Below are 25,729 nucleotides of genomic sequence, written 5' to 3'. Positions count from 1 at the left end.
AGCGTTTCGGCTATTTTTTATTCATCTTAAATTAATGTCAATGTTGTATAATAGCTACAAGTTGTCGGATGCAAAGAATAATGGTATATATGGTATAATTATTGTGATTTCAACTAAGGAGGAATACATATGTTTATGGATTGGACTTACATTTTAGTCCTTATCGGAATGGGAATTGTTATGTTTGCACAAAATCGTGTGCAATCGACATTCAATAAATACGATCAATTAGATACAGAAAAAAGAATTACAGGGAAGCAAGCAGCAGAGCATATCTTGCAAACAGCAGGAATATCTAATGTAAAAGTGGAACAAGTAAGAGGGCGTTTAACTGATCATTATGACCCTAGAAATAAAGTGTTGCGCTTATCAGAAGCAACTTATGATCAAACTTCAGTAGCTGCAGTAGCCGTAGCAGCCCATGAGGTTGGACATGCGATTCAAGATCAAAAAGATTACGCATTCTTAAAAGTAAGAAGTGCGATTGCACCGGTCGTTCAAATTGGGTCATCTATCGCGATGCCTTTAATTTTAATTGGTTTATTATTTCAATTAACTGGTTTAGTTAATATAGGGATTCTTGCTTTTGGTTTAGTTGTCGTTTTCCAATTAGTCACTTTACCCGTAGAGTTTGATGCAAGTAAAAGAGCCCTAGCGATTCTAGGGGATACAGGAGTATTTGTGCAGGAAGAAGTGCCCGCAGCGAAAAAAGTGTTAGATGCAGCGGCTTTCACATATATTGCAGCCACGTTAAGTACGGCGCTCCAGTTAATACGACTCATTCTAATATCGAACCGCAGAAGATAAGAATGAATTGAAAGGGATGGTAGATTGTGAGCTTATGGAATAAAATCACACAAAGAAAAGCGAATCGAGATATCGCGAATAATTTAATGGAGAAGACTCAGCAAGAAGTGGACCGCATTGAACCCATTAATATTTTAGTTGCTGGGAAAACAGGAAGTGGTAAAAGTACTTTAATAAATGCTGTCTTCCGAGAAAAATTAGTAGAAACCGGTGTTGGACAACCGATTACTCAACACGTTGAGAAAATTACTAAAGAAGGTGTCCCACTGACTTTGTATGACACAAAAGGATTAGAGCTTAATCCAGAAGCGCAGCATGAAGTGTTACTATCACTTTCAAATTTAATTAAAAGCCAAAAAGAAAAAGGATCTCATGAGGCCATCGATATAGTTTACTACTGTATTAACAGTACAATGGCCCGGATTGAACCTTTTGAAATTGAGTTAATTGAAGCGATGGCTGAACATGTGCCTGTATTATTAATCATGACGCAGTCAATTGGTGAGAAGAATAGTGACTTTGAGAAATATTTAAACGAACTCGATTTGCCAGTTCAGTCAACTATTCCACTATTAGCGAAAACGTATTTGATTCGAGGCGAACAAAGAATTCCTGCCTATGGATTACAAGAATTAATTGATACAACACTTGAAGTGGTGCCAACAGAGGTACACAAGGCTTTTATCAACGCCCAACAAATAGATTTGAACATTAAAGTGGAACACGCTAGGCGTTGGGCGAATAAGTATGTAGCTTCTGCTTTTGGGGTCGGTTTTTCACCGATTCCGATTTCAGATGCCACGCTTCTTGTACCCATGCAAATCACAATGTTAGCGCACATTACGTCTATATTTGGCTTGTCATTGGACAAAGCACAAATCGTGTCAATTATTGCAGGAATTGGCGGAACCGGTGGGGTGACTTACTTCGGTAAGATCCTCGTGTCATCAGCTTTTAAACTTATTCCAGGGATTGGAACAGTTGCTGGTGGGATGATCTCTGGGACAACTGCAAGCGTATTAACTGTTGCTCTAGCCTTCAGTTATATTGAAGTTCTACGTCAAATTGCGATTGCTGAAATTAATGGACGCGATATGAAGATTAAAGAAATTCAACAAATAATGAACAAAAATTTATCCGAACAACTCGACGTTGTTTACGAAAACCTACCTAAAGATATTAAGGAAAATTATTTACCTGAATGGTTAGGTTCATTTTTAAATCTGTAAGCGTTGAATCAAAGTGATTGTTTCCAATATGTTGGACACAATCACTTTTTTTGTATAAATTCAAAAGAATCTTTGAAACAGTTTGTGATTAAGTGTACAATGATACCATCTTAAAATAATAAAAAAGGGGGGATATAAATTGATTAAAAAATATATTTACATTATATGCGGGTTTATTACATTTGCGATAGGATTTATTGGGACTATCTTACCTGTGTTGCCGACGACTCCCTTTTTATTATTAGCTGGTTTCTTTTTTTCACGAAGCTCTGAACGTTTTACGAACTGGTTGCAACAAACAAAAATGTACCAGTTTTACGTATCAGATTACGTTGAAACAAAATCTATTCCACGAAAAAAGAAATACAAAATGCTTGTTAATATCGTGATTTTAATGGGTATATCAATTTATTTCGCACCAATCATGTTTGTAAAAATAATCTTAGCTTTATTAATGTTAGGCATTCTATATGTCTTGTTCTTAGTCGTTCCTGACAGGGAAGAGTCATATCATTGCAACGAAAAAAACACGAGCCACACCGGAAATTAATCCGAAGTAGCTCGTGTTTTCTATTTTATTTCACGTCGTTTGAATAGACTGATTCCGATGAACATAAAGATAGAAAAATAGATCAAGGCTAACCATGGTGTGAAATCAACCCCTTGAATCATGATTGGATTATCTGGACTTAATTGGGTAAAGATGTAAGGTTCAATCATTTCGATAAACTCAAAGCGCAGTGACAAGAGTTGTAAGATTAAAGGCAGAGCAATGATACCTAATATCGTTAAATTCATTAAAGCATTGCTCGTTGAGAAGAAATATATGATTTGAAAAAGTGCCAAGTACATTAACCAAATAGGTAAGTAACTTAAAACTGTTTCCATAAATAAAATCTCATAATAAATCGAGATTCCTCCATTGAAAATCATAGAACCGGCAATCGCAAATCCAGAGATAGCTATAAATAAAAAGCAAAAGGCTAAGAATAGACTACTCAAGTATTTAGTTAAATAAATCTTCACTCGGGAGTGTCCTGTACTCACTGTATTAATTAAAGTACGGTTTCTCGTTTCGTCGTGATAAGCCGTATTGCCTAGACCAATTAATAGGAAAATAGCGGTACTTGTCATTAATGGGATAAAGGCAAAGTAAATTAAGGTCTCTGCCGGTAGGACTTGAATAATCGGGCGAACGCCTTCTTCTAACCAAGTGCCGAGATAGAAAATTATTGGAATGGCTGCACCCAGTAATAAACCAACAAGTAACCAAATTTTTGGTGCAAGACGGGTTGAAAGTTGGTATAATTCAGCTTTAAATAATCTCATCATTAGAATGCGCCTCCTCAGTTAAATTAATAAACATCTCTTCAAGATTATGAGATTTACGCGATAAATGAGAAAGTTTCAGATTGTTCTTCACTAACGTATCAGCGATATCGCTAGCTTCAATATTAGCGTCAAATACATGAGTCACGCCGTCAGCTGTTACTTCAAATTCAGTTGTATTTAACTGTGTTTCAAGTAGCTGGCTAGCTAAGTCAGTATTATCTACTTTAATCTCAAAGTAACTTTGCAGACGTTCTTGTAATTCTTCTTTAGTAAACTCATCGATTTTCTTACCATGGTTTACGATTACAAAGCGGGTTGCTAAATTTTCTAACTCCGAAAGAATATGGGATGAGACAAGAATAGTTAAATGTGTTTCTTTAGCTAATTTTTGCAGTAACTTTCTCACTTGAATAATACCTGCGGGGTCGAGACCATTGGTTGGTTCATCAAAGACAAGCAGTTCAGGTTCATGAATTAAAGCTAAAGCAATGGCTAAACGTTGCTTCATACCTAATGAGAAACCTTTAAATTTCTTGTTTCCAACATCGGCCAAGCCGACAAGTGTTAATAGTTCGTCGATGCGGTTCTTATCTTTAACGCCTCTTTGAATCCGATAGAACTCTAAATTTTGTTTAGCGGACATTTCCGGAAAGAAGGCAGGGTCTTCAATAATCGTCCCTAAATACTTGCGATTTTCCCTTAAACCGGTCGCATCTAAGGAACCAAATAACTTTAAGTCCCCATCATAAACGGGAGTCATCCCGGTAATAATTCGAAATAAAGTTGTTTTTCCAGCACCATTGGGACCCGCGACACCTACGATTTCACCTTTGTTCACTTTTAAATTAAAGTGGTCTAACGCTTGTTGTTTTCCGTATTGTTTAGATACATTGTTCACTTCTAATACTAGCGAATTTTTCATTTTCTTATCCTCTCATTCGCATGATTGGCTATGCGATCATTTCTAATTAAATATACGTGACTTGAATGCATTTTTCATAGGTCTCTAGTTGTATATTGAAATATATGTGAATTATTCAGACCATTTTTTTAACACACTTAATCCTTTTATATATAATAACACCGTCAAACAATAAATACGAAGAGTAAGGTATATAATTGTGTGCTTTTTCATATGATTAAATTGTCATGTTTAATAGTCTTGACTTTCGTAAACTTTGGGAGTAACATAGTGAAAGTCTAAATAGTAACCATTACATTTAAGAGAGGTTAATCATTATGAAATTATTTAAGAAATTTATTTTATTTGTTGTTGCTTTTGCTTTAATCGTACCTGGAGTTAGCGTTCATGCCCAAGACAAAAAGACGGTAATGACAACATTTTATCCAGTGTATTACTTAGCAAGTCGAATTGGTGGAGAGGCTGTCAACGTCGAGATGCTTTTAGAAAGTGGACAAGATGCGCATTCGTATGAATCTACGGCTAAAGATGCTGTTGCTGTTCAAGAGGCGGATTTATTCATCTATCAAGATGATGAGATGGAGTTTTTTGTCAGTGATTTATTAAGTATTGTTGATCAAGAGGCAACGCAAGTGCTTGAATCAACGGAAGGCATCGAATTATTATCAGGTGACCATAACCATGAAGAAGAGGAACATGAGGAAGGCCATGAAGAGGAACACGACCACGAACATGACCATGAACACGAAGAAGGTCATTCGCATGAGTTTGATCCGCATACGTGGTTAGATCCAAACTTTTACTCTCAGCAGGCAGAGAATGTCAAAAATGCTTTAATTGAACTCGATCCAGCGAATGAAGCAACTTATACTGAGAATGCGGCAAAACTATCTGAAGAATTAACAGCATTGAATGAAGATTTTAATGTCGGTTTAGCTGATCTAAAGAACCGAACAATTGTCGTTCAACATGAAGCTTTCGGATACTTAGCTCATGCTTATGATTTAGAACAATTAGCCATTAGTGGTTTAGCGAATAATGCCGAACCAAGTGCTAAACAGTTAGCTGAAATGACCAATGTAGTGAACGAGAGAAATATCCAAGTTATCTATGTTGACCCGACAACATCAACGACTATTTCAGAAACAGTGAGCCAAGCAACCGGCGCAGAGTTACGGCCATTAAGAACGTTGGAATTCATTACAGAAGAAGAAATTGAGCAAGGTGAGGATTATTTCAGTATAATGAGAGAGAACTTAGCCCAATTAACGAAATAAAACGAACAATTAGAAAGGTGTAACATTATGTCTCTATTAGAAGTGCATGACTTATCATTTTACTATGATGATGAGAAAGTGCTAGACAGCATTAACTTTACAATTGAACCTGGTGAATTTGTTATCTTAACCGGGGAAAATGGTGCAGCAAAATCAACTTTAATTAAAAATATACTCGGTTTGTTAAACCCAGCAACGGGACGAGTGATCTATTCAAAACTAAACCAATTTGGAGAGAAGTTATCTATAGGATATGTTCCGCAAAACGTAACGTCTTTCAATGCGGGTTTTCCAAGTACCGTTCAGAAATTAGTTGAATCCGGTCGTTACCCAAAAGGCCGTTGGTTCAAAAAGCTTGACGACACAGACTATGAACATGTGGATCGAGCTTTGAAATCTGTCGGGATGGATCATTTAAGAGACCGTAAAGTCGGGGAATTATCCGGCGGTCAAAAGCAGCGAATTAATTTGGCTCGTACTTTTGCAATGGACCCAGACTTTTTCGTCCTTGATGAGCCGACAACCGGGATGGATGTCGCGTCAAGAAAATCCTTCTATAAATTATTACGCCATACATCTAAAGTTCATGGGAAAGCGATTCTTATGGTCACACATGCAGATAATGAACTGGATGGCTTTTTTGATCGTGAAATTCGACTTGTTAGAGAGGGGGGAACACCATGGAGTTGCTTCAGTATGACTTCATCCAACGCGCATTAATTGCGGGTGTGGCGATTTCCTTTATTACACCAATCATCGGCTTATTATTAATTTTACGTAGACAGTCATTATTAGCCGATACTTTATCGCATATTTCCTTAGCAGGAGTGGCTTTAGGAATGTTCCTGCAAGTAGATCCAACGCTTTCGACATTATTATTTGTTGTCGGGGCATCGATTATCATTGAATACTTAAGAACGATTTACAATACCTTTTCAGAGATTTCCGTTGCGATTATGATGTCAGCCGGAATGGCGATAGCCTTAGTATTAGTGAGTTTGAACTCGAACTCAGGTAATTTCCAAATTGATCAATATTTATTTGGTTCAATCTTATTAATTTCGCCAAGTGAAGTAAAAATTCTAGTTGGGCTCTCAATTACTATTGTCATCTTCTATCTAATCTTTAGAAGAACGCTTTATGTGATGAGTTATGATGAGGCGACGGCTTATACAAGTGGCTTACCAGTTCGCTTGATTTCAATTATCTTCTCAGTATTTACGGGGGTTGCGATTAGTATCATGATGCCGATTGTTGGGGCATTGCTTGTGTCAGCTTTAGTCGTTATCCCATCTGCAACGGCCATTAAAATATCGGATAGTTTTGGGAAGTCGATTGTAATTGGTATTATCATTAATTTAATTGGAATATTTGCTGGAATATTTGCCAGTTACGAATACGATACACCACCAGGAGCGTCGATTACCTTAGCGTTTATCGTGATTTTTGTCATTGTTTCGTTGGCTACTTACTTTGTGACTTTACGCAAACGTAAACAGAATAATCCATCGTAAACTTTAAAGCCAAGCTCGTGAGAGTTTGGCTTTTTTGTGTCATTTTATATAGAGTGTGTCATTGTCACAAAGAAGTGTGCCAAAGTTCCTAGTTGCTTTCTATTGAAGCGTTACCAAAAAGTCTATATTATAATAATTGAATACAAATTAAATTAAGGAGGCGTCGTTGTGGATAATACAAAAAATAATGCAGGGCTGAAAGCAAAAGTCCAGAAACTCGGTAGTTACTTAAGTAGTATGGTTATGCCAAATATTGGAGCGTTTATTGCGTGGGGTGTTTTAACAGCCCTATTCATTCCGGATGGATATTTTCCGAATGAAGATTTTGCTGGGATAGTTGGGCCAATGTTAAGTTACTTACTTCCAATCTTAATTGGGTACACTGGAGGTAAGATGGTACATGGTGATCGCGGAGCGGTCGTAGGTGCGATTGCAACAGTAGGTGCGATTGTTGGGTCAGATGTAACGATGTTTATTGGTGCAATGGTGATGGGACCTTTAGGTGGTTGGTTAATCAAGAAATTTGATGAGAGATACCAAGATAAGATTCCATCTGGTTTTGAGATGTTAGTCAATAACTTCTCATCTGGTTTAATTGGATTTGCATTAGCATTAATTGCTTTTGTGGTTGTTGGACCAGTTGTTGCTAGTTTAACGTCAATGATTGGTGTTGGGGTAGAAGCCTTAGTTCAAGCAGGCTTACTACCATTAGCAAATATTCTTATCGAACCAGCGAAAGTTTTATTCTTAAATAATGCGTTGAACCACGGTATCTTTACACCTCTTGGTTCTGAGCAAGTAGCTGAAGCAGGAAAATCAATTCTATATCTATTAGAAACTAACCCTGGACCAGGTTTAGGGGTACTACTTGCTTTCATGTTCCTTGGTAAAGGATCTGCAAAAGGTTCAGCACCAGGTGCAGCGATTATTCATTTCTTAGGTGGGATTCACGAAATTTATTTCCCATACGTTATGATGAAACCATTATTATTCTTAGCAGTCATTGCTGGGGGTATGACAGGGACATTCGTATTCTCTCTATTTGATGTTGGTCTTACAGGTGCAGCGTCACCAGGTTCAATTGTTGCGATTACAGCGATGACTGCTCAAGGTAGTCACTTAGGCGTTTATGCAGGTGTGATAGCTTCAGCAATTGTGTCATTCTTAATTGCAGGTGTGATTATTAAATCAGATCGTAAAGCCGGTGTCGATGATACATTTGAAGAACAAGTAGCAGCGACTCAAGCAGCAAAAGCATCTTCAAAAGGTCAAAGTACAGATGTAGAAGCATTATCAGATTCTGCACCAGCCTTTGAAGAGATTGACCAAATTATCTTCGCTTGTGATGCCGGAATGGGGTCAAGTGCTATGGGAGCTTCATTACTTCGTAAGAAAGTGAAATCTCAAGGTATTGATATTAAAGTAACGAATTCAGCGATTAATAACTTAAAAGATGATTCGAAAACTTTAGTCATTACTCAAGAAGAATTAACAAATCGTGCGCGCAAACAATCACCATCATCGACTCACTTATCAGTTGAGAACTTCTTAGATGGCGATCGTTACGATGAGATTTTAAATGATATGTACAAAAAATCAGATGAGCCAGTGGCAACTAGCGAACCGGTTATGGCTAGCGAGCCAGAAACAGCAGCGACTTCAGTTGGACCGATTGATTATAGTGCAGTGAAGCAAGTATTTGTTGCCTATGACGGAAAAGTTGGGGCAAGTACAATGGCAGCGTCACAATTACGTAATCAATTTACGAAAAATGGCATCAATGTTCCGGTTGAAGCAAAAGATATTAATGACTTAAGCAATGATAGTTCAAACTTAGTAATTGCGACACCAGAAGTGGGCGAAAAAGTTCGTCAGCAATATGCTAACGTGATGGTTGACACTTATGATAAACTATTAAATGAAAGTCATTACAATCAGTTAATTGAATATTTTAAATAAACAAAACTAACGTTAGGAGGGGTAAAATGTTCTTAACAGATCGAGAAAGACACATAGTGTCAATTTTGCTGAACGCACCGAGTGGTGTCAAAGTAAAAGAATTGACTGACCTATTAGACGTAAGCCGTCGGACTGTGTATCGTGAACTAGCGAGTCTGGAAGAAACTTTGGCCCATTCTAACGTTTCTATTATTAATCAAAGAGGCGTGGGTTACCAATTAGAAGGCGATGAAGAGAAGATTCATTCGCTTGGACGACAGATTGAAGATGCCCAGCCAAGCGAAATGACGATTCAAGAACGTCAACGGGCTTTGTCACTAAGACTATTACTTAGTGATAGTTTGACAATGGAAGCTTTAGCAGAAGAGTTACGGGTGAGTCCAAGTACGGTTCAAAGCGATTTAGATGATGTTGAAGAGGAACTTGAGCGTTTCGGTGTGTATATTGATCGAGTTAAGTTTCAAGGGCTTACCGTCATTGCGAGGGAACGCAAACGTCGTGAGATTGCGAGTCAACTCATCTATGGAAGTGTGGAGGACTATGATTTCTTTAAGTATTTAAACACTTTAAAAGAATATCCCGAGAGTCAATTTAACGATTACTTTCTATCTTGTTTGACGCCAGAATCGTTACACTACGCAAACGAGGCTATTAATCATGAGTCAAGCCAACAGTTCATTAAAGTAACTGATAATCAACTTCAACATGTGATTATTATCTTAGCTTTGACTATTGACCGAATTCAAGCTGGACATGCAATTAATGAAGCCATTCCAGCCAAAGCGATTTCTCAAGATATTATCTATTTGTCGCATGAGATATTGGGTTATATTTCCTCAGAAATGGCCCTAGCCATAGATTTGGATGAACGACATTTTATTGCCTTACAACTCGAAGGTTTAAACTACAAGACGAGTCAAAGTATATTTTTTGAAACTTTTGATTCGCAATTAACTTATCAAGTAAAAGAGTTAATTCGTTTAGTGACTGAGCATACGGGGAATGATTTCCGTTATGATGATAGTTTGTTTTATGACTTAGTAGCGCATATTCAAGCCACTTTAAAGCGACCAGTTTTACTCGATTACAAACTAGATACTCCTGTTTTGAAGCGAATCAATGAAGAGTATCCAAATCTCGCTGTGGCATTAGATATGGCGTGGGAAGAAGTCTTCACAGGTCATGAACTAACTAATGATGAGAAAGCCTATGTCGTGATTCACTTTGCGACGAGTCTAGAAAGGTATCCAAGCATTCAACGTGAAGTGAATGCGATTGTTGTTTCTTCAAGTGGCGTTGGAACGGGGAAAATTTTAGAAAGTAGATTAAAACGCTATTTACCTGAAATTAATTCGGTAACAGTCATTCAATTATCAAGGCTCCAATTAGTCGATTTTTCTAAGTATCAATTGATTTTGTCGACAATTTATTTATCCGGGATGAACCGGGATTACCGTGTCATATCACCACTTCTAACCGACAAAGAAATTGCGTCAATTCGGGAAGATATTCATGCAAGAATCCAAGAAGATAAAAACGTGGAGAGTCAAATAACGCAACATACAAATTTGTCTTTTGATCAATTGTACGATTATTTAGCGGATGCAAAATACATTTTAGATCAGCTTGATCTAACCCAAATTGAGGCGGAGGCAACTGTAGAGTTAACCTTACAGGCAATAATTAAAGAGTTGAATTCAGACATTATTGAAGATGTAGCTAAGGTTAGCCGTAAAGTGAATGAACGCTACTTAAAAGCACCGATTGGGATTCCTAAATCAAGTGTGGCCTTGTTCCATAGTTCGAATCATTGGGTGAAACAGCCTTATTTCAGTATTTATGAATTAGATAGGTCATTTGCTCTTGTTGGGATGGATGGACAAGAGATTCAGTTAAAACGCATGTTATTGATGATTGCACCTGAAAAGATGACAGTTTATCAACAACAATTGTTAGGTTTAATTAGTTCATCCATTATTGAAAGTGATATTAATACAGTCATTTATGAAAAAGGCACTTTAGAAGAGATACGCGAGTTAATCAGTTCACTTTTTGTTAAGGAAGTTCAACATTTACACTAAAGGAGAGAGAAGTATGGAATTAAAAGCAAAAAACATATTATTAAATCAAACATTTTCAACGAAGGAAGAGGCAATTAAAGCGGTTGGAACTTTACTTGTTGAAGATGGAGCGGTCGAAGAAAGTTACATTGATTCAATGTTAGAACGTGAACAAGTTGTAACGACTCATATGGGAAATTTTGTCGCAATTCCGCACGGTACCGATGAAGGTAAAGAGTTTGTGAAAGAAACAAGCATTACTATTGCTCAAGTACCTCAAGGCGTGAACTTTGCCCCAGGAGAAAATGAAGAAAAGATGGCTATGATGATCTTTGGAATTGCCGGCGTTGGGAATGAGCATTTAGATGTATTATCTAAGATCGCTGTCTTCTGTTCAGATGTTGAAAATGTTGTACGCTTAGCGAATGCAGATTTAGCAGAAGAGATTATCGCGATGTTTGAGGAGGAAGTAGAATAATGAAAGCAGTACATTTTGGAGCAGGAAATATCGGACGCGGATTTATTGGAGAGATTTTATCTAAAAATGGTTTCCATATTGATTTCGTAGATATTAACGAGACGATTATTGATGCATTAAAAGAACGTAAAGAGTATGACATTGGCTATGCAGCAAAAGATGGCGAAACAATTCATATTGATAATGTTGATGGTTTAAACAATGGGAAAGAACCTGAAGCGGTTGTTGAAGCAATTAAATCAGCAAACATTGTGACAACTGCCATTGGACCTAACGTTCTTCCTTACATTGCAGAATTAATTGCTCAAGGAATTCAAGCGCGTCAAGAAGCAGACGTTACAGAAGCGATTGATATAATTGCCTGTGAGAATATGATTGGTGGATCAGACTTTTTACGTGAAAAGGTTGAAGGTTTCTTAACGGAAGATAATTTATCTTATGTGGAACAATATGTTGGCTTCCCGAATGCAGCAGTAGACCGTATTGTGCCGAATCAACAACATGAGGATCCTTTATTCGTATCCGTTGAGCCTTTTAGCGAATGGGTAATTGACTCAACGAAAGTGAAAGCAAAGGATATCCGCCTAGAAGGTGTATTATATGTTGAGAATTTAGAGCCTTTTATTGAGCGTAAACTATTCTCAGTAAATACAGGACACGCTACTGTAGCTTATGCTGGTGCTTTCTATGGTTACAAAACAATTGATGAAGCTATCAGTGATGAGCGAATTTTAAACCTTTTACAAAATGTACTCAAAGAAACAGGCGCATTATTAATTAACAAATGGGATTTTGATGCAACTGAACACGAAGCTTATGCAAATAAAATTGTAAACCGCTTTGAAAATACTTATATCTCGGATGATGTTTCTCGAGTGGCGAGAACACCGATTCGTAAATTAGGACCAAATGAGCGCTTTATTCGTCCAATTCACGAAGCTAAAGAACGCGATTTAGAGTATCAAAATTTAATGGAAGTTGTCGGAATGATTTTCCATTACGATAATCTAGAAGATAAAGAGAGCGAACATTTACAAGCGATGTTAAAAGAACAATCAGTTGAGCAAGTTGCGCGTACAGTAACAGAACTTGAAGATGAAGTTCTTTTAAACCGTATTGTAGCAGCTGTTGCGAATGTAGAAAAATAGATAAATACGAAAAGATCACCGTGACTCAGTCCGGTGATCTTTTTTGTGCTGCTATTGTAAATGGGTGAACTTGAGCCAAATGGGATAACGGTTTGTCATGAGTAGCGCCAACTCCGGCCAAATGGATTAGCGATTTGGCTCAAGTTTCGCTAAAAAAATATCGTTAAGAAATCTTACAAGTGTCGTTTACTTAACCGATAATGATAGCCAGGAATCATAAAATGACTAATTCCATAACCTAAGAGTGCAATAGTCGCCAAGTACCGTGTCCAATGTGTTTCGGAAAGTGAGCCAGATATTAACATCAACAAGATGATCGCAAGAAAACTAAAGGAACTAAAAGGTGAGGCAGTGATTGTGACAATATCGCCATCAAAGATTGGGAGCTTATTACTACGCAAACCACCGAATTGAGATACTTGTAACTGTACTTCTGGCGTTGAGATGTCAATATTAATTGAACTATTGTCTGCCAGTTTCCCAACGACCTCTCCATTGATTTTTATGTTTAATTTTGCACCCATATTGAATAACCAACCCGTTCGGCGAGTGATTTTGATTGCCATTTACTTTACCTACCTTTTTTACGTTAATCACGCGAAGTTTAATATTGACTATATTTTAACATAGTATAGGCTTGTTCCCTATGAGAAAGAAAAATACACGAACAAAGGAAGAAATTAAACACGAACAAAATCAAAGTATATATATTTATTGTTTGTGTTTTGGTAATATATGCTTAAGAGGTGACTTTCATTATGACTGATAAAAACTATAAACCAAAACGCAATCAACGGATGTTGTATATTTCCCATTACTTAGTAGATAGACCAGGACAGTTAATTAACTTGTCTTATTTTGTTGAGTTTTTGAATGCCGCTAAATCTTCAATTAGTGAAGATATTGATTTTATTCGAGAAGTCTTTGAAATTAATGGACTCGGAGAAATAAAGACGTTTCCGGGTGCAGCGGGTGGAATTATCTTCTATCCAAAAGTTCCTTTAATAGAACAGAAAGAGTTGTTGAATACTTTAATTGAGAAATTTATGCATGGAAAGCGAATTTTACAAGGTAATTACATTCATATGAGTGATATTTTGCAAGATTCATACATGTTAAGTAAAGTAGGCAGATTGATTGCTTCTCATTATATCCATAATAATATTGATGCAGTCATGACTGTGGAGTCAAAAGGAATTGGTCTAGCAACGATTGTTGCACGCTATTTAAATGTTCCTTATGTAATCGCGAGACGTGATTCAACAGATGGCATCGGCCCAACGATTTCTGTTAATTATGTATCTGGGTCACACCAAACAATTAAGAAAATGGAATTGGAAAAAAATAGCCTGAAAACAAATCAACGTGTCTTAATCGTAGATGACTTCCTTCGTAATGGTGGAACGGCGCAAGGGATGATTTCACTACTTGAAGAATTTGATTCGACGGCGGTCGGAGTTTGTGTTCTTGGTGAGAATCGTTCACACGAAACGAACCAATTAACTTTACCAATCGATTCACTCATTAGTGTTCAATTAGTTTATAACGATGAAGAGAGACGTTATGAACTGGATGTTCAACCAGGAAGTTTATTTAATCAATTAACAGAGTAAACGTTTTTTTGTCGTTTCATTTAGGATTGTCAAATTAAACGGTAGATATCTTCGCCTATAATCGCTATAATTATTAAGAGTAGAATGTTTAAAATAAGGAGTGTTTATATGGAGAAGCGATTAGCCGTTGTACTGGCAGCGGGTAAAGGAACACGTATGAAATCAGAGTTATATAAAGTGCTACATACGATAAACGGCATCTCAATGGTAGAACATGTATTACGAGCAGTTCAACAAAGTAATGTTGAGCGAATTGTAACAATTGTAGGACACGGTGCAGAAACAGTGCGAGATGTATTAGCTGATCAATCTGAGTTTGCATTACAAGAAGAACAATTAGGAACAGGTCATGCTGTACTACAAGCTAAAGATCTATTAAAAGATGAAGAAGGAAGTACTCTTGTAATATGTGGAGACACACCTTTGTTTTCAGCAGAAACATTAAATCAATTGTTCGAATTCCATGAAGAATCTAATGCTAAAGGAACAATTTTAACAGCAATCGCCGAAGACCCAGCGGGGTACGGTCGTGTAGTTAGACAAAGTGATAAAGAGGTTTCACGAATTGTTGAGCAAAAAGATGCAAACGAAGAAGAGCAAGCCATTACAGAAATTAATACGGGGACATATGTCTTCAATAATAAAGCGTTATTTGAAGCTTTGGATAAAGTCGGCAACGAAAATGCACAAGGTGAGTATTACTTACCAGATGTGATTAGTATTATGAAAGAAGCTGGCGATACTGTTAAAGCCTTTACGATGGATAACTTTGATGAAGCTATTGGAGTTAACGACCGTATCGCGTTAGCAGAAGCAACACGCTTAATGACTAAACGCATCAATGAAAAACATATGCGTAACGGTGTTACGTTTGTTAACCCAACAGCAACTTATATCGAAGCAGATGTTGAAATTGGACAAGATACATTAATTGAATCTGGCGTATCCCTTAAAGGAAATACAAAGATTGGTTCACATTCAACGATTGGTTCAAATTCAGAAATTATATCATCAAATATTGCTGACCATGTTGAAATTCGTCAATCTGTGCTAGAATTTGCAAATGTCGAAGAAAATGTAACTGTGGGACCATTTGCACACTTAAGAGCTAAGAGTGTCTTAAGAGAAGGAACACATATCGGAAACTTCGTAGAAGTCAAAAACAGTGTTGTTGGGAAGAACTCTAAAGCAGGACACTTAACTTATATCGGTGACGCGGATATTGGTACAGATGTCAACGTAGGTTGTGGAACTGTATTTGTAAACTATGATGGAAAGAATAAATTCCGTTCAACAATTGGCAATGACGCATTCATCGGTTCAGGGTCAAATATTGTTGCACCTGTAACAGTAGGAGATCGTGCTATCATTGCAGCTGGTTCTACGGTTAATAGTGATGTTCCAGAAGAAGCACTTGCAATTGCTAGAGCACGTCAAGAGAACAAAGACAAGTACTGGAAACGCTTCAAAGACAAACAAAATCTGGAGGATTAATAATGATAGAGAAACCATATTCTGATTCAAAACTTAAAATTTTCGCACTAAGTTCTAACCGCCCGTTAGCAGAGAAGATTGCGGATGAAGTAGGTGTAGAATTAGGGGATATTAATATATCTCAGTTTGCTGATGGTGAGATTAAAGTTAATATTGATGAAAGTATTCGTGGGGACCATGTTTATTTGGTACAATCAACATCGTATCCGGTGAATGACCACTTAATGGAGTTATTAATTGCCATTGACGCATTGCGTCGTGCAAGTGCAAAAACAATTAACGTTGTTATTCCTTATTATGGCTACGCACGTCAAGATCGTAAAGCACAACCTCGTGAACCAATTACAGCGAAGTTAGTTGCAAATATGTTAGTTCAAGCTGGGGTAGATCGTTTAGTAACGCTAGACTTACACGCGGCTCAAATTCAAGGCTTCTTCGATATTCCAATGGACCACTTATTAGGTGCGCCATTATTAGCAAATTACTTTATCGATAACCATCTTGAAGGTGATGATGTTGTTGTTGTATCACCTGACCACGGTGGAGTGACTCGTGCTCGTAAATTAGCCGAATTCTTAAAATCACCGATTGCGATTATCGATAAACGTCGTCCAAAAGCAAACGTCGCTGAAATCATGAATATCGTTGGAGAAGTACAAGGGAAAACGTGTGTCATCATTGATGACATGATTGATACAGCTGGAACTATTACATTAGCAGCAGATGCTTTAATGGAAAAGGGTGCAAAAGATATTTATGTTTGTTGTACACACCCAGTATTATCTGGACCAGCAATCAGTCGTTTAGAAGCATCACCAATCAAAAAAGTGATTATTACAGATTCAATCTCTTTACCAGAAGAAAAATATTTAGATAAAATTGAAACAGTGACGGTTTCTCAACTTGTGGGAGAGGCGATTAAACGTATCCACGAAAACCGTTCAGTGAGTCCATTATTTGAAGAACAATTTAAATTAATTGACTAATCATGATGTGATTGAAAGTGCCGACAGGAGTCATCTTGTTGGTGCTTTTTTATTGTCAAAACATATTCTAAGCAGATTACTATTGATAGTTTAGCCTAGATATGGAATAATTCTTTGATATTCCTATTTAAATTGTATAGAATTAAACAGGGTAGAAAAAGAACATTATATATAAATTATTTTATAGTAGAATAATGAAAGAAAGGAAGTTATTGCGTGAATAAGCATCGCTATGAATGGAATAACTTGTTACGCTTTGGTGCTGTTATACTAAGCTCAATAGTGGCGATTGGGTGTATTTATTTATCATTTTACATCAAATTTTTAGGCGATATACCGGCTAGAAACTTTAGTGCTTTTGAAGATAGTTATATATGGATATTTATCGGTTACATTATTATTAACTTTCTATTTGGTACTTATGTTTTCTATAACAAGAGTGTGTTAGATATTTTTTACTTTACAATGTTAAGTCAGTTAGTACTGAATGTTTACATTATGGCTCTGACTTTTGCGGGAAGCTGGCTAACATTTCCAAGATCAGTGTTACTAGTGAACTTATTTGTTGGAACCTTTGTGTTATTTATCTTTAATGTATTGGTTTACTTACTGTACCAACAACTTCGGGGTCAAAAGAAAATCTTAGTTGTTGGAGAATCGGACCGGGCACTTGAAGCAGTTCGGAACTTTTCATTAATGAAAAACAAACGTCATAAAGTGACACATGTAGTCTTATCAGATTACTTAAAACATGTTGAGGAATTGGCGGATCATGTGGATATTGTTTATTTAACAGGGTATATACCGGAAGAACAACGTTTAGATATCTATGAATATTTAATGCGCCAGAATAAAAAGTTATTTATAAGTACTCAATTCGAGAATTTAATGATGGTTAATCCAAATATTATGAACTTTGAAGATGAAAGTATTATTGAAGTTTCTAGTTTTGAAATACCATCTGAAGATAATATGTTAAAGCGTATCATTGATATCTTAGTTTCTTTAGTTTTAACTATTTTAACCTTACCGATTATGTTAGGAACAGCTATTGCGATTAAGATTGATTCTCCAGGACCTATTTTCTATAAGCAGGAGCGTATTACTAAAGGTGAAAAACACTTCAATATCTTAAAATTCCGCTCAATGTCAGTGACAGCAGAATCCGATTCAGGACCTGTTTTAGCGGCGAAAAACGATACGCGTGTGACAAAGGTCGGTAAATTTATTCGAAGTACACGAATTGATGAATTACCGCAATTGTTAAATGTGCTTAAAGGGGATATGTCGCTTGTGGGACCTCGTCCGGAGCGTCCGTTCTTCGTTGAACAGTTTAAGGAGCAGAACCCGTATTATACTTTAAGACATCACGTAAGAGCAGGAATTACCGGCTATGCGCAAGTTTATGGAAAGTATAGTACCGACTTTAATAGCAAACTGAACTTTGATCTGTTATATATTAAGAACTTTTCCATAGCCTTTGATTTCAAACTATTATTCCAAACGGTGAAAATCTTATTTGATAAAGTGAGTTCGCGTGGTGTTGATAATGAGGAAGAAGTTTCAACACAAGATGAATGGTCTGATTTTGCGAAGACGATAATTATCGTGAAATAAAAAGTATGAATCTTATATGAACAAGCATGGTGCTCAAAAGAGTCCATGCTTGTTTTAAATTTTAGATAAATGCGATGGAATAAAGAGTTATAGTAGCAATTTTTAATAAGAATGTAGTAATAAATTGTTTAAATAAAGGTCGGGTTATCGATAAATTTATACTGAGTTTTCTTGGTTTTAATCGCTGGAAAGGGATATCATTTGGCTTACTATCTATAAATATAGTATAATTAGCTATAAAGAAAGGATAGTGAAAAAATGAAAAAATCTATTAAAATATTTTTTAGTTTATTGACAACTGTAACAATGGCATTCGGTGTCGTAGCACCCACTGTTTCAGCTCAAGACACTAACTGGGACGAAGTCCTAACTCAACTTAATGAGGTAAACCAAGAGGTAGTATCTATGGAAGGTGACGGAACAATTACTGTTTCTGCCGACCAATTTATCGATGCTGCATTAAACTTTGACTTCCGTTATAACGTAGAAGAGGCTTTTGCACTTGAATTAGCTGGGGACGTTACGGGTGAGTTAGTTACAACAGATGCAGAAGGTAACCCATCTACAATGCCTTTGGATTTCGCAGGACAAGCGTCAGTCATTGATGGTATTGCTTACTTATTCGATGGTTCAAGCTGGACAGTTGAAGATGTATCAGCTCAAGAAGAGCAAATTGCTGCCGAATTTGATAGTATAATGGCCCAAATGCAAGAACAAGCAGATACAATGAGTAACCCTGAATTGACTCAAAAATACTTTGATTTAAGTGAGACGGATTCTGAATACGTCATGACTTTAAAACAAGATATTAATCCAGATGAATTCTGGGCAGATGTTGAAAGTCTCGTAGACATGGAACAAATCAAACAAGAAACTATTGACCAAACGATTCAACAAGCAGAAGCAAGTGGACAAGAAGTTACTGAAGAAGATCGTCAAACGTTAGAAGAACAAATGGATCTTTCAATGGAAGCAACTAAGAGTGTAATGTTCCAATTAGTTGATACGATGGAATTCCGTTACTCTAAAGAAACTTACTACTTAACGCATATGTTAATGGACTTTAGTTTAGATAGAGCAAACATGGAAGAAATCGCTGCTGATATGGGTGAAACAACTGAAGGAATCCCAGAAGACTTTAACGTAGCATTCTCTATGGAATTCAACTTTGCTAACCATGGTGAAGTCTTTGATATCGTAGTTCCAGAAGGTGCACCAACTTTTGATGAAGCAAGTTCAACTGAAGAGTCAGCAACAGAAGATACTGAATCATTAGAAGAAAGTACATCTGAAGAATCGGTTCCTGCTGAAGAAACATCAGAAGAAACAACTGAAGTGCCAGCTGAAGAATCGTCAGTAGAAGAAACGACTGAAGAAAGCTCAGAAGCTGCAGAATAATTTATGATTGATTTAATACCGCAAAGGTTCGCCTTTGCGGTATTTTTTGTTGCAGTGAATTGTTGGGGTTAAAGTAAGTAAAAAAATATCCTCCCGAAATGGGAGGATAGGATTATTAGTAATTATTCAGTTCCTTCACTGCTAGATTCTTCCGAACTAGATTCTTCCGAACCAGATTCTTCAGGTGTACTTTCTTCACTTGATTCTTCTTCGGATGATGATTCTTCATCTGAACTTTCTTCAGGAGTAGACTCAGACTCTGATCCAGATTCTTCATCTGACGATGATTCTTCGCTTCCACTTTCATCTTCTGATGATTCTGGAGCCGACTCTGATGTAGCTGGGGCAGTTTCTTCTGAGCTATCTAAAGTAGCTAACTCATCTTCTGTTACCCATTTATGGTTAATGACTTCTTCGCCACTTTCAGTATCGATGTAATCAACTAAGTAAACAGTTGTTTCATTCACTGCATCGATTGTAGCAGTTGCACCTTCCATACCAGGCATGTGATAAGCTTCAACTGTCACTTCAGCTCCGACTTCAAACGGTGCGTCTACGTCTTCTTGATCAGCTGCTTCAGCAATTTCTTCTTGCACTATCCAACGGTGATTTTCTACGGGTTCACTGTCATCTGTTGGTGTGTAAGAGATTTCGTATGCTGTTGTATCAAAGGCAGCAACGACTGTCCCTTGAGCGCCTTCCATACCAGGCATATGTGTCGCATTAATTTGAACATCGTCGCCTACTTTATATGTAGGTTCGCGTTCAATCTTAATATTTCCAGGTAAGCGACCTTCGTCATCATGCGTCATTTCTCCAGGTTCTTCCGTTGTTGATTCACTTTCTTCACCTGTCACAGCATCGCTAATATCACTTGCCGCGTCATCAACTGTATCCCCAACCGATTCAGATGCATTGTCAACCGTATCACCAATCGATTCAGAAATTTCGTCTACTGTATCTGAGTCTTGAGCAAATACGCCATTTAAACTTGTTGCGGAGGATGCTCCGAATAATAACACTGCTGAGAGCACCATTGCACTTTTACTAATGTATTTTTTCATATATAACATCTCCTCTGTTTATTACTATAAAACAAATTTAAATCGATTTCAAAAAATATGATTAATACGTTTACACAGAATGATTTATAGTTATAAGTGTTAAACTATGCTATGATAGGATTTCCAATAAATAAGAGGAATTGAAATTTAGTGTTAAATGCGATTAAAAAAGTTCCTGCAGGAACATTTCTAGTCCCAATGTTGATTAGTGCAATTTTATATACTTTTTGGCCAAACTTGTTCCAAGTAGGTGGTTTAACTGAACATATTTTTGGAGGTTCAGGAACGAACGGAATCGTTGGTGCGATTGTTTTTTGCTCGGGAACTGGGATTGACTTAAAGAAAATCGGATATGTTTTAAAACGTCAAGGTGTTCTATTGTTAGTTAAATTTGCTGTTGGAGTTGGATTAAATTTATTGTATATTTCAATCTTTGGCTTACCAGGAGTTTTTGGAATCAATGCCTTAGCATTTACAATTGTTATTTGTTCAATTAACCCAGCTGTGTATTTATCATTAATGCAACAATACGGAACGGAACAAGATACAGCAGTTTACGGTATCACAGGTCTATTCAGTATCGCTGCAGTTCCAATGATTGTATTTGGTATATCAAGTGGGGGCGGCATGGACTGGATGCCTGTGTTAAGTACGCTTATCCCAATGGCAGCAGGGATTGCCTTTGGTAATATTGATCCGAACTTTAGAAGTTTATTCATGCCCGCTTTACCAGGTTTAACGATGTTAATGGGTTGGAACTTAGGTTACGGGATGAACTTAATTGAAGCATTCCAAGCAGGAGGAGCTGGAATTATTGTAACGATTGTCTTCTACATTGTAAGTGTTATCTTTGTTGTCATTGACCGCAATGTCTTAGGCAATGATGGATCAGTTGGTGCGACATTTATGACTGTTGCTGGTTTATCAGTTTCAACAGCAGGAATTTTAGGAAGTATTTATCCAGAGGTTCTTGGAGAGTATGTTACAGCCGCTGCATCTGAAACATTAATGGCAGTTGTTATTACAAGTGTAATTACACCTTCAATTGTTGCTAAATTATCAGCACGTGAAAATAAATTAACGTAATAATTATATGTGGCAAGAGACTTTTTCGGAAGTTTCTTGTTTTTTTATTGCTTCATAAAAGCCCATTAAAGTGTAATATATATGAAATCTGGTCCATTTATGCTATATTTAAAATAATTTAAGTGATGCTTGAATAATTAGTAGCGGGTTTAAAATACACTATTAGTTATGTGATATAATATACAAGAAATGAAGTAAACAGTTTACTGGAGGATGCTTATGTATAAATTTGAAGATGATAGTTTAATGTTACATACAGATCTGTATCAGATTAATATGTTACAAACATACTGGCAGAATGGAATGGATCAACGCAAAGCAGTCTTTGAATCTTATTTTAGATCAATACCTTTCGAGAATGGTTTTGCTATTTTTGCAGGGTTAGAGCGGATTTTAAATTATATCAATAATTTGAAATTTACTCAGAGCGATTTGGACTACTTAAGAAGCTTAGAAACATATCCAGAAGAATTTTTGACTTATTTAGAGAATATGGAATTCAAATTAACCATTCGTTCAATGCGAGAAGGTGAATTATGTTTCGCAGATGAGCCATTGATTCAAGTTGAAGGTCCGTTAGGTCAATGTCAACTAGTTGAGACGGCCATATTAAACATGTTGAATTACCAAACTTTAATTGCGACGAAAGCAGCGCGCTTAAAGTCAGTCGTTGACGAAGACGATTCTTTAGCAGAATTCGGATCACGTCGTGCTCAAGAAACAGCAGCGGCGATTTGGGGATCAAGAGCGGCTTATATCGGCGGGTTTGATTCGACAAGTAATGTGCGTGCAGGGAAATTATTTGGTATTCCCGTTTCTGGAACACATGCTCACTCATTAGTTCAAGCGTACCGTGATGAATATGAAGCTTTTACTGCTTATGCTAAAACGCATAAGAACGTGGTGTTCTTAGTAGATACATACGATACTTTACGTTCAGGTGTACCTACCGCAATTAAAGTAGCGAAGGAACAAGGAGATAAGATTAACTTTATCGGTGTTCGAATTGATTCAGGCGATATGGCCTATCAATCAAAACGTATTCGTGAACAATTAGATGAAGCAGGGTTCCCTGATGCGCGCATCATAGCATCTAACGATTTAGACGAGAAGACTATTCTTAACTTGCGTATGCAAGGGGCTAAAATTAATGACTGGGGTGTTGGTACAAAACTGATTACAGCTTATGACCAACCAGCTTTAGGTGCCGTATACAAATTAGTAAGTATCGAAAACTCTAAAGGCGAATTAGTGCCAACAATGAAAATTTCAAGTAATGCAGCCAAAATTTCTACACCAGGAATAAAACAAGTGTGGCGTATAACACGTAACCATGATGGTAAATCAGAAGGTGATTACGTGGCACTTATTGAAGAGCGTCCAGACTTAGAAGAGTCACTCTTTATGTTCCACCCGGTTCATACTTATATTAATAAGACTGTCGTTGATTTTACCGCACGTCCACTACTCACCGAAGTTTGGAAAGACGGTAAATGTGTGTATGATTTACCATCAGTCGACGAAATACGTGACTATGCGGCTCATAATATCTCTGCTTTATGGGATGAGTACAAACGTATCTTGAATCCAGAACAATATCCAGTCGATCTGTCTCAAAACTTATACGATGAAAAGATGCGTAGCATTAAAGATATTCGTGATAAAGTTGACGATCATGTCCTTGAGATAGAAGAAGAGCTTTTAAAGGAAGGTGAGTAAGCTATGCGCCCATTACAAAAAGAAATTATCGAAGAATTAAAGGTCTTACCAGAGATTGATGTCCAAAAAGAAATTCGTCGCTCGATTGATTTTTTAAAAAACTATTTATTAAAGAATCAAGGACTCTCTACTTATGTTCTTGGAATTAGTGGCGGACAAGACTCGACTTTAGCAGGAAGACTTGCTCAAATGGCTATTTCTGAATTGCGTGAGGAAACCGGTGAGGAACGTTATCAATTTATCGCGGTTCGTTTACCTTATGGAGTTCAAGCAGATGAAAGCGACGCTCAACTAGCACTTGAATTTATTCAAGCCGACCAAACAATGACGGTTAACATTGAAGCAGCCACAAATGCAATGATTGAAGCTGTTGAAGTCAATAATATTGAAGTGAATGATTATCATAAGGGGAATGTCAAAGCACGTCAGCGTATGATTGCACAATTCACCATTGCAGGTCAACTTGCAGGAGCCGTGATTGGTACAGACCATGCGGCTGAAAGTGTGACAGGCTTCTTCACAAAATTTGGAGACGGCGCAGCAGATATTCTGCCTCTTTGGCGCTTAAACAAGAGTCAAGGAGCAGAAATGTTGAAAGAACTTGGTGCTGTCAAAGAACTTTATGAAAAAGTTCCGACAGCCGATTTAGAAGAAAATCGTCCACAACTAGCTGATGAAGATGCACTTGGTGTGAGTTATAAAGCGATTGATGCTTACTTACGTGGGGAAGATGTGGCTGAAAAAGATGCCAAAGTTATTGAAGATTGGTTTATCAAATCACGTCATAAACGTCATTTACCAATTACGATTTATGATGATTTTTGGAAATAAATTAAAAGATTTGTGAGTTAAAGGAGGGAGAATGTTGGCAGTCATAACTGTAGGCGGATGGAATATATTGCTGACATTCATCGCTTCTTTTTGTTTTACTTTTATATTGCAAATGCTACTTCCTAACAAAGACGGGAAACCGCCTAATTATGGGGGTATTGCTGTGTTTGCTAGCTTTTGGCTGGGCTTTTTTACGATGTTTCCAGTCTTGCTTTTTAACAGTCCGCAATGGAATATCTTCTTAGCCTCTGCCATTGTATTACTCACTGGAATCATCGATGACTACTTTGAATTAAAGCCTTGGCAGAAGACTTTGGGCATTTTAATCGCGGCGAATGTCATTTATTTTTATACGGATGTGGCTTTTTCGTCTGTATTAATCGCGGAAGTGCCGGCCTGGTTATTTGACTCATTAGCTTACGTATTAACGATCGCTTGGATTTATTTTGTAACGAATGCGATGAATTTATTAGATGGGTTAGATGGTTTAGTCAGTAGTGTTGCGACAACAAGTTTAGTGACACTGACAGTCATGATTTATATTTCAAGTCTATCAATTCGACTCACTCTCATTATGATGCTCGTTTTATTAGCGGCATCGATTCTAGGTTTTTTACCATTTAACTGGTTTCCCGCCAAAATATACTTAGGTGACACGGGAGCATTATTTATTGGGTTCATGTTCGCGACTTTAACAGTATATAATTTAAAAAATATCAGTATATTTTCACTAATTGTGCCGATTTTATTTTATGCGGTGCCATTATTTGATACTTCTTATGCGATTGTTCGACGGTTTTTAAATGGGCAATCCATGGTTGAGCGAGATGAGGATCATCTGCATCACCGATTACTCCGGCAAGGCTTCACTGTGCCGCAAATTGTGATATTGATGATTGGGATTACACTTGTTTTTTCAGTGTTTGCGATATTTTCTCAAATATATCATCAATTCCGCTGGGTCTTTATTTTTCTTTCAGGGGGACTTATTGTGCTCCTAACAGTATTTATGTCGCGCCTTGATAATAAATAGTAACTGAAAGCATCGCTTTTGCGATGTTTTTTTGCATGTGCGCCCGGCATGGGCGATAACTTGGTGGTGAAAGTCCACTACAGACTTGGCAGTAGGAACTGTTAGCTAAAGGCAAGGGTGTCCACCGTGAGGTGGAATCTGAAGGAAGCCGGAGGCAAACAC

23 protein-coding genes are annotated in these 25,729 nt (G+C 37.1%); 19 read left to right on the top strand and 4 right to left on the bottom strand.

What is annotated here, in order from left to right:
* The first annotated feature begins 129 nt into the window (after nucleotides 1–129).
* From FEZ33_RS04870 to FEZ33_RS04860, 3 genes are all read left to right on the top strand, one after another.
* Nucleotides 130–807 (top strand): zinc metallopeptidase, encoded by a 678-nt coding sequence (locus tag FEZ33_RS04870; protein ID WP_138404278.1) that lies wholly within the window; start codon nucleotides 130–132, stop codon nucleotides 805–807.
* A gap of 26 nt (nucleotides 808–833) precedes the next feature.
* The gene (locus tag FEZ33_RS04865; RefSeq protein WP_235888774.1) at nucleotides 834–2,036 is read left to right on the top strand and encodes a YcjF family protein; all 1,203 of its coding nucleotides are present in this window, start codon (nucleotides 834–836) and stop codon (nucleotides 2,034–2,036) included.
* 142 nt (nucleotides 2,037–2,178) lie between these two features.
* A complete protein-coding gene (locus FEZ33_RS04860; protein WP_138404305.1) occupies nucleotides 2,179–2,586 on the top strand; it encodes a YbaN family protein in 408 nt (135 codons plus the stop codon).
* 20 nt (nucleotides 2,587–2,606) lie between these two features.
* Here the strand turns inward: FEZ33_RS04860 and FEZ33_RS04855 are convergent, their stop codons facing one another.
* Together FEZ33_RS04855 and FEZ33_RS04850 are read right to left on the bottom strand one after the other, a co-directional pair.
* A complete protein-coding gene (locus tag FEZ33_RS04855; protein WP_138404277.1) occupies nucleotides 2,607–3,368 on the bottom strand; it encodes a hypothetical protein in 762 nt (253 codons plus the stop codon).
* Nucleotides 3,352–4,290 carry an ABC transporter ATP-binding protein gene (locus FEZ33_RS04850; RefSeq protein WP_138404276.1) on the bottom strand — a complete coding sequence of 313 codons (939 nt, stop codon included), beginning with the start codon at nucleotides 4,288–4,290 and terminating at the stop codon, nucleotides 3,352–3,354. Before FEZ33_RS04850 ends, FEZ33_RS04855 begins: the two co-directional genes overlap by 17 nt.
* A 317-nt stretch (nucleotides 4,291–4,607) precedes the next feature.
* On the opposite strand from FEZ33_RS04850, the gene FEZ33_RS04845 reads away from it, so the two are divergent.
* The 7 genes from FEZ33_RS04845 to FEZ33_RS04815 all read left to right on the top strand — a co-directional run bounded on the left by FEZ33_RS04845 (nucleotide 4,608) and on the right by FEZ33_RS04815 (nucleotide 12,726).
* Nucleotides 4,608–5,567, top strand: a complete 960-nt coding sequence (locus FEZ33_RS04845; RefSeq protein ID WP_138404275.1) for a metal ABC transporter solute-binding protein, Zn/Mn family — start codon at nucleotides 4,608–4,610, stop codon at nucleotides 5,565–5,567.
* A gap of 27 nt (nucleotides 5,568–5,594) precedes the next feature.
* Complete coding sequence (locus FEZ33_RS04840) at nucleotides 5,595–6,287, top strand: metal ABC transporter ATP-binding protein (RefSeq protein WP_138404274.1); 693 nt, start codon at nucleotides 5,595–5,597, stop codon at nucleotides 6,285–6,287.
* Entirely contained in the window at nucleotides 6,248–7,081 is an 834-nt protein-coding gene (locus FEZ33_RS04835; RefSeq protein ID WP_138404273.1) for a metal ABC transporter permease, read from the top strand. Before FEZ33_RS04840 ends, FEZ33_RS04835 begins: the two co-directional genes overlap by 40 nt.
* Before the next feature lie 168 nt (nucleotides 7,082–7,249).
* The gene (locus FEZ33_RS04830) at nucleotides 7,250–9,040 is read left to right on the top strand and encodes a PTS mannitol transporter subunit IIBC (protein WP_171031286.1); all 1,791 of its coding nucleotides are present in this window, start codon (nucleotides 7,250–7,252) and stop codon (nucleotides 9,038–9,040) included.
* Nucleotides 9,041–9,066: 26 nt separating this feature from the next.
* Entirely contained in the window at nucleotides 9,067–11,121 is a 2,055-nt protein-coding gene (locus tag FEZ33_RS04825; RefSeq protein WP_138404272.1) for an HTH domain-containing protein, read from the top strand.
* Nucleotides 11,122–11,134: 13 nt separating this feature from the next.
* Nucleotides 11,135–11,578 (top strand): PTS mannitol transporter subunit IIA, encoded by a 444-nt coding sequence (locus FEZ33_RS04820; protein ID WP_138404271.1) that lies wholly within the window; start codon nucleotides 11,135–11,137, stop codon nucleotides 11,576–11,578.
* Nucleotides 11,578–12,726 (top strand): mannitol-1-phosphate 5-dehydrogenase, encoded by a 1,149-nt coding sequence (locus FEZ33_RS04815; protein ID WP_138404270.1) that lies wholly within the window; start codon nucleotides 11,578–11,580, stop codon nucleotides 12,724–12,726. The genes FEZ33_RS04820 and FEZ33_RS04815 overlap by 1 nt, the downstream gene beginning before the upstream one ends.
* A 173-nt stretch (nucleotides 12,727–12,899) precedes the next feature.
* On the opposite strand, the gene FEZ33_RS04810 is transcribed toward FEZ33_RS04815, so the two are convergent.
* Nucleotides 12,900–13,292: a hypothetical protein gene (locus tag FEZ33_RS04810; protein ID WP_138404269.1), complete on the bottom strand. Its 393-nt coding sequence runs from the start codon at nucleotides 13,290–13,292 to the stop codon at nucleotides 12,900–12,902.
* A 192-nt stretch (nucleotides 13,293–13,484) separates the two neighbouring features.
* Between FEZ33_RS04810 and purR the strand changes: the two genes are divergently transcribed.
* The 5 genes from purR to FEZ33_RS04785 all read left to right on the top strand — a co-directional run bounded on the left by purR (nucleotide 13,485) and on the right by FEZ33_RS04785 (nucleotide 19,834).
* Entirely contained in the window at nucleotides 13,485–14,339 is an 855-nt protein-coding gene (purR, locus tag FEZ33_RS04805) for a pur operon repressor (protein ID WP_138404268.1), read from the top strand.
* 108 nt (nucleotides 14,340–14,447) lie between these two features.
* Nucleotides 14,448–15,833, top strand: coding sequence for a bifunctional UDP-N-acetylglucosamine diphosphorylase/glucosamine-1-phosphate N-acetyltransferase GlmU (glmU, locus tag FEZ33_RS04800; protein WP_138404267.1), 1,386 nt, complete (start codon nucleotides 14,448–14,450; stop codon nucleotides 15,831–15,833).
* 2 nt (nucleotides 15,834–15,835) lie between these two features.
* On the top strand, nucleotides 15,836–16,819 hold the full coding sequence (locus FEZ33_RS04795; protein ID WP_138404266.1) for a ribose-phosphate diphosphokinase: 984 nt from the start codon (nucleotides 15,836–15,838) through the stop codon (nucleotides 16,817–16,819).
* A gap of 216 nt (nucleotides 16,820–17,035) precedes the next feature.
* Nucleotides 17,036–18,436 (top strand): sugar transferase, encoded by a 1,401-nt coding sequence (locus tag FEZ33_RS04790; RefSeq protein WP_138404265.1) that lies wholly within the window; start codon nucleotides 17,036–17,038, stop codon nucleotides 18,434–18,436.
* Between the two features lie 258 nt (nucleotides 18,437–18,694).
* Complete coding sequence (locus FEZ33_RS04785) at nucleotides 18,695–19,834, top strand: hypothetical protein (RefSeq protein WP_138404264.1); 1,140 nt, start codon at nucleotides 18,695–18,697, stop codon at nucleotides 19,832–19,834.
* 122 nt (nucleotides 19,835–19,956) lie between these two features.
* Here FEZ33_RS04785 and FEZ33_RS12575 read toward each other — a convergent pair whose 3' ends face one another.
* Nucleotides 19,957–20,898, bottom strand: coding sequence for a YdhK family protein (locus FEZ33_RS12575; protein ID WP_212746668.1), 942 nt, complete (start codon nucleotides 20,896–20,898; stop codon nucleotides 19,957–19,959).
* A 150-nt stretch (nucleotides 20,899–21,048) separates the two neighbouring features.
* Here FEZ33_RS12575 and FEZ33_RS04775 point away from each other — a divergent pair, with 150 nt between their 5' ends.
* The 4 genes from FEZ33_RS04775 to FEZ33_RS04760 all read left to right on the top strand — a co-directional run bounded on the left by FEZ33_RS04775 (nucleotide 21,049) and on the right by FEZ33_RS04760 (nucleotide 25,567).
* Nucleotides 21,049–21,984, top strand: coding sequence for a 2-keto-3-deoxygluconate permease (locus tag FEZ33_RS04775; protein WP_138404263.1), 936 nt, complete (start codon nucleotides 21,049–21,051; stop codon nucleotides 21,982–21,984).
* Nucleotides 21,985–22,203: 219 nt separating this feature from the next.
* Nucleotides 22,204–23,703: a nicotinate phosphoribosyltransferase gene (locus FEZ33_RS04770; RefSeq protein ID WP_138404262.1), complete on the top strand. Its 1,500-nt coding sequence runs from the start codon at nucleotides 22,204–22,206 to the stop codon at nucleotides 23,701–23,703.
* A 3-nt stretch (nucleotides 23,704–23,706) separates the two neighbouring features.
* Nucleotides 23,707–24,534 carry an NAD(+) synthase gene (gene nadE, locus FEZ33_RS04765; RefSeq protein ID WP_138404261.1) on the top strand — a complete coding sequence of 276 codons (828 nt, stop codon included), beginning with the start codon at nucleotides 23,707–23,709 and terminating at the stop codon, nucleotides 24,532–24,534.
* A 34-nt stretch (nucleotides 24,535–24,568) separates the two neighbouring features.
* Entirely contained in the window at nucleotides 24,569–25,567 is a 999-nt protein-coding gene (locus FEZ33_RS04760) for an MraY family glycosyltransferase (protein WP_171031285.1), read from the top strand.
* Nucleotides 25,568–25,729: the final 162 nt, after the last annotated feature.

It is taken from the genome of Ruoffia tabacinasalis (genome assembly GCF_005864045.1).
Lineage (GTDB): Bacteria > Bacillota > Bacilli > Lactobacillales > Aerococcaceae > Ruoffia > Ruoffia tabacinasalis.
The sequence above is the reverse complement of the archived record's forward strand: the minus strand, read 5'-3'. Positions and strand labels throughout refer to the sequence as shown.

Coding starts and splice junctions, on each gene's coding strand:
- FEZ33_RS04870 (WP_138404278.1), top strand. CDS start 130: ATGTTTATGGATTGGACTTACATTTTAGTCCTTATCGGAATGGGAATT.
- FEZ33_RS04855 (WP_138404277.1), bottom strand. CDS start 3,368: ATGATGAGATTATTTAAAGCTGAATTATACCAACTTTCAACCCGTCTT.
- FEZ33_RS04850 (WP_138404276.1), bottom strand. CDS start 4,290: ATGAAAAATTCGCTAGTATTAGAAGTGAACAATGTATCTAAACAATAC.
- FEZ33_RS04845 (WP_138404275.1), top strand. CDS start 4,608: ATGAAATTATTTAAGAAATTTATTTTATTTGTTGTTGCTTTTGCTTTA.
- FEZ33_RS04840 (WP_138404274.1), top strand. CDS start 5,595: ATGTCTCTATTAGAAGTGCATGACTTATCATTTTACTATGATGATGAG.
- FEZ33_RS04835 (WP_138404273.1), top strand. CDS start 6,248: ATGGAGTTGCTTCAGTATGACTTCATCCAACGCGCATTAATTGCGGGT.
- FEZ33_RS04825 (WP_138404272.1), top strand. CDS start 9,067: ATGTTCTTAACAGATCGAGAAAGACACATAGTGTCAATTTTGCTGAAC.
- FEZ33_RS04820 (WP_138404271.1), top strand. CDS start 11,135: ATGGAATTAAAAGCAAAAAACATATTATTAAATCAAACATTTTCAACG.
- FEZ33_RS04815 (WP_138404270.1), top strand. CDS start 11,578: ATGAAAGCAGTACATTTTGGAGCAGGAAATATCGGACGCGGATTTATT.
- FEZ33_RS04810 (WP_138404269.1), bottom strand. CDS start 13,292: ATGGCAATCAAAATCACTCGCCGAACGGGTTGGTTATTCAATATGGGT.
- purR (WP_138404268.1), top strand. CDS start 13,485: ATGACTGATAAAAACTATAAACCAAAACGCAATCAACGGATGTTGTAT.
- glmU (WP_138404267.1), top strand. CDS start 14,448: ATGGAGAAGCGATTAGCCGTTGTACTGGCAGCGGGTAAAGGAACACGT.
- FEZ33_RS04795 (WP_138404266.1), top strand. CDS start 15,836: ATGATAGAGAAACCATATTCTGATTCAAAACTTAAAATTTTCGCACTA.
- FEZ33_RS04785 (WP_138404264.1), top strand. CDS start 18,695: ATGAAAAAATCTATTAAAATATTTTTTAGTTTATTGACAACTGTAACA.
- FEZ33_RS12575 (WP_212746668.1), bottom strand. CDS start 20,898: ATGAAAAAATACATTAGTAAAAGTGCAATGGTGCTCTCAGCAGTGTTA.
- FEZ33_RS04770 (WP_138404262.1), top strand. CDS start 22,204: ATGTATAAATTTGAAGATGATAGTTTAATGTTACATACAGATCTGTAT.
- nadE (WP_138404261.1), top strand. CDS start 23,707: ATGCGCCCATTACAAAAAGAAATTATCGAAGAATTAAAGGTCTTACCA.